We start from the raw sequence: 3,974 nt of genomic DNA on the forward strand, positions 1-3,974 counted from the left end.
CCGTCCTGGTTCAGGTCGGCGATCGCGACGGCCGCGCCTGCCTTGGCCAGCTCCAGTGCGATTTCCTTGCCGATGCCGCTCGCGGCGCCCGTGACGACCGCGGTCTTGCCGCTCAGATCTGCTGCCATGTCCGTCTCCTCCCGTTATCGGATCGATAAAACACGTGCCCGCCGCATCCGCATTCATCGCGAAATCGTGCCGGCGTGCCAGCCGTCATTGTGCACGATCGGACCCGCCGTTCGCGCGCAAAACGTCTAAGCTTAATGTCGGTTCCGTTCGGCAGGAGACTCTCATGCACTATCGACGGCTAGGCCGCTCCGGCCTGCAGATCAGTGAGCTTTCCCTCGGATCGTGGGTGACATACGGCAACCAGGTCGACCAGCGGGTCGCGCGCGAATGCCTCGCCGCGGCGCGCGACGCGGGCGTCAATTTCTTCGACAACGCCGAGGTGTACGCCGGCGGCAAATCCGAGGAAATCATGGGCCACGCGCTCAAGTCGCTCGACTGGCCGCGCGTCAGCTATATCGTGTCCACCAAGTTCTTTTGGGGGCTCGCGGAAGCCCCGAACCAGTACCACACGCTGAACCGGAAATACCTGCTGAACGCGATCGACGGTTCGCTGCGCCGGCTGCAGCTCGACTATGTCGACCTCGTCTATTGCCATCGCCCCGATCCGCATACGCCGATCGAGGAAACCGTCTGGGCGATGAGCGACATGATCGTGCGCGGCAAGGCGCTGTACTGGGGCACGTCGGAGTGGAGCGCCGACGAAATCCGCGCGGCATGCGAGATCGCCGAGCGGCATCACCTGCACAAGCCGGTCGTCGAACAGCCGCAGTACAACCTGTTTCATCGCACCCGGGTCGAACAGGAATATGCACGGCTCTACGACGATTACGGTCTCGGCCTCACGACCTGGAGCCCGCTGGCGTCGGGCCTGCTCACCGGCAAGTACCGCAACGGCGTGCCGGCCGGCAGTCGCGCGCAGTTGCAGGGCTACGACTGGATGCGCGAACGCCTGACCGACCGGGCCGCCAACGACATCGTCGAGCGGCTCGGCGAGATCGCCGCCGAACTCGGCTGCAGCACCGGCCAGTTGGCGATCGCATGGGTGCTCGCGAATCCGCGCGTGAGCTCGGTCATCACCGGCGCATCGCGGGTCGACCAGATCGGCGAGAACATGCGCGCGCTCGACGTTGCCGCCAAACTGACACCCGAGGTGAAGCAACGCATCGAGGCGGTGGTCGGCGACGCATACGAGTGAGGCGACTCGCGTACAATACGCGGCCGCATCGGCACGCGGCCTGACGGCCGCGTACGATCGAGCGCTTTCATCGATTCACCTTTCGTTTCAGGCAGCCAGCCATGCTCAGTTATCGTCACGGTTTTCACGCAGGCAACCACGCGGACGTGCTCAAACACGCCGTCGTCGTCCAGCTGCTGCGCTACCTGAACAAGAAAGACAAATCGTACTGGTACATCGATACGCACGCGGGCGCCGGCGTGTACTCGCTGCGCGACGGTTATGCAGCGAAAACCTCGGAATTCGATACCGGCATCGGTCGGCTGTGGAACGAAAAGAACCTGCCGGAGGCGCTCGGCGACTATGTGGACGAAGTCCGCGCGCTGAACGACGACGGCGAACTGCACTTCTATCCGGGCTCCCCGTACATCGCATGGCGGTCGATGCGCGAGCAGGATCGTATGCGCCTGTTCGAGATGCACACGACGGAAATCGATGTGCTGCGCCACAATTTCCGCGATGCGGGGCGACGCGCGATGATCTTCGCCGGCGACGGCTTCGAAGGCATCAAGGCGCTGCTGCCGCCGCCGCCGCGGCGTGCACTCGTCCTGATCGACCCGTCCTACGAGGACAAGAAGGATTACGCGCGCACGGTGAGCTGCGTGACGGAATGCCTGAAGCGTTTCGCCACGGGCTGCTATGCCATCTGGTATCCGCAGGTCACGCGGACGGAATCGCAACGCTTTCCAGAGCAATTGAAGCGTCTGCAGCCGAACAACTGGCTGCACCTGACGCTGACGGTGTCGAATCCGCCGACCGACGGACTAGGCCTCTACGGCAGCGGGATGTTCATCCTGAATCCACCGTATACGCTCGCCCAGAGCATGAACGAGGTCCTGCCCTACCTGGTCGAGATGCTCGGACAGGATAGCGGCGCCCGCTGTCAGATCGAGCACCGCGGAAACTGACCGCGCGAGCGGCCGTTACGGCTGCGGTCTCGGCGCGAGCCTCGGCTGGTTGGCCGGCTGCCCGCCCCACGCGGGCACATTGATATACGGTGCGACGAACAGCGGAACCGACGTGTTCGGCGCCTGCCCGGCCGGAACGCGCATGCCTGCCGGCTCGACGATCGGCTCCGACGACAACGGCGCCGTCTGCAACACCAACCCGCCCTTGCCGTCCTGGATGCCGCGCTGCGTATCGAGAACGAGCGGCCTGGACGACGTCGCGGCCCCAGCCGCGAGGCCATGAACCAGCACGGTCGCGCCCAGAACGAGACGCGCGCGGGCACTACGACGCACATCGACACGCAAACGCATGATCGTTTCCTTCAGGGTGAAAAGCAGGTCCATACCATAGCGCTGCACCGACGATTTCGCCAGATCCGGCGCACAAAAAACAAAGCCCCGTCGATACGGGGCTTGCTTGTCGTTCGGTGCCGCCGGGCACCTGACGGTGACTCCGATTACAGCGAGTAGCCGTTGGTTTCGAGCGAGCGGATGCGGCTCTCGAGCTGGACGATGTCCGACGACGTGGCGAGGTAAGCCTCACGGCGCTCACGTTCTGCGGATTCGAACCAGTTGCTCAGCTTTTCAACGATGTAGGCGATCATGACGTTCTCCAAGGAAGAGGGACCCCTGGTGAATCGAGATTCAGGGATTTCCCGTATAGGGTTATCCCGAATTATAGCGATGCCGCACCAAGATGCTAGTGAAATACTTGCATGGCGGCCATTCCAATTCGGAATGGAGACGGATGGCCACCCGATAACATGTTGATTTATAACGATATTAAGTTCGAGTCCTTTTGGAGAGCGGAAGTTACGCACTAATTTGGTTCATCGACGGGGGCGGCCAGTCGCGCCAGAATCGGGCATTCCGGCCGCCCGTCACCATGACAGTGCGCTGCCAGATCGGCCAACGTGTCGCGCATGTCGCTCAGCTCCGCGATACGTTTGTCGAGTTCAGCCACGTGCTCGAGCGCAATCGATTTCACCTCGGCGCTGGCGCGGGAACGATCCTGCCAGAGCATCAGCAGCTTGCGAATGTCCTCGACGAGAAAGCCGAGTCGTCGCGCCTGACGAATGAACCGCAGGATATGGATTTCGTCCGCGCCGTAGATGCGGTAGCCTGCGTCGGTGCGCTTGCTGGGCGCAAGAAGGCCGACCTGTTCGTAGTACCGGATCATTTTTGCACTGACTCCGGATTCGCGCGATGCGTCACCGATATTCATTCCCCGCCCTCTTCATGAAGCCCTGGTATCGAACACGAACGCCGACGGATGCCGACGTTGACGACACGTAGATCGTATCAAAATGGGGAGTTCGTTTCGGGGCCGGGTTTGGTGGCGGAACGCAGCCGAGCTGAGCTGGCGCGCACGTCGCCGGTACGAGAAGGGGCGCGCCTTCCTGCATGCTATTTTGCGCCGCTCAAATGCAAAAACCCCCGCCTTGTCGGGCGGGGGTTTCTGGCTTGAGGGGAGCCTGACGATTACCTACTTTCACACGGGAATCCGCACTATCATCGGCGTAGAGTCGTTTCACGGTCCTGTTCGGGATGGGAAGGGGTGGGACCGACTCGCTATGGTCATCAGGCAAAGAGGGTTGTTGCGTTGCTTCGCAGCGCAACCAATCTTGGAAGAAGCAGTAATTTTGAGTTGTGTGTATCACACACGAGAATCCAACTTGTCGCTTTGGATCGCGGCCAGTGCTTTCACACGGCGCCGATCTACA

At 62.0% G+C, this 3,974-nt stretch carries 6 protein-coding genes and 1 rRNA gene; 2 read left to right on the forward strand and 5 right to left on the reverse strand.

What is annotated here, in order from left to right:
* Positions 1-128 (reverse strand): SDR family NAD(P)-dependent oxidoreductase (locus HWX62_RS32740; RefSeq protein ID WP_175985334.1); only part of this gene is annotated, 128 nt, incomplete at its 3' end.
* 164 nt (positions 129-292) lie between these two features.
* Here HWX62_RS32740 and HWX62_RS32745 point away from each other — a divergent pair.
* Together HWX62_RS32745 and rlmJ are read left to right on the forward strand one after the other, a co-directional pair.
* The gene (locus tag HWX62_RS32745; RefSeq protein WP_175933337.1) at positions 293-1,264 is read left to right on the forward strand and encodes an aldo/keto reductase; all 972 of its coding nucleotides are present in this window, start codon (positions 293-295) and stop codon (positions 1,262-1,264) included.
* Between the two features lie 101 nt (positions 1,265-1,365).
* Complete coding sequence (gene rlmJ, locus HWX62_RS32750; RefSeq protein WP_034201517.1) at positions 1,366-2,211, forward strand: 23S rRNA (adenine(2030)-N(6))-methyltransferase RlmJ; 846 nt, start codon at positions 1,366-1,368, stop codon at positions 2,209-2,211.
* Between the two features lie 15 nt (positions 2,212-2,226).
* Here rlmJ and HWX62_RS32755 read toward each other — a convergent pair whose 3' ends face one another.
* The 4 genes from HWX62_RS32755 to rrf form a co-directional block, all read right to left on the reverse strand.
* The gene (locus tag HWX62_RS32755) at positions 2,227-2,595 is read right to left on the reverse strand and encodes a hypothetical protein (protein ID WP_175933338.1); all 369 of its coding nucleotides are present in this window, start codon (positions 2,593-2,595) and stop codon (positions 2,227-2,229) included.
* 113 nt (positions 2,596-2,708) lie between these two features.
* Positions 2,709-2,855 carry a DUF3563 family protein gene (locus HWX62_RS32760; protein WP_006478295.1) on the reverse strand — a complete coding sequence of 49 codons (147 nt, stop codon included), beginning with the start codon at positions 2,853-2,855 and terminating at the stop codon, positions 2,709-2,711.
* A gap of 215 nt (positions 2,856-3,070) precedes the next feature.
* Entirely contained in the window at positions 3,071-3,475 is a 405-nt protein-coding gene (gene cueR / locus HWX62_RS32765; RefSeq protein ID WP_175933339.1) for a Cu(I)-responsive transcriptional regulator, read from the reverse strand.
* Positions 3,476-3,723: 248 nt separating this feature from the next.
* Positions 3,724-3,836, reverse strand: a 5S ribosomal RNA gene (rrf, locus tag HWX62_RS32770).
* Positions 3,837-3,974: the final 138 nt, after the last annotated feature.

Origin of the sequence: Burkholderia sp. BCC0506 (assembly GCF_902833145.1) — a bacterium.
Classification (GTDB): Bacteria; Pseudomonadota; Gammaproteobacteria; order Burkholderiales; family Burkholderiaceae; genus Burkholderia.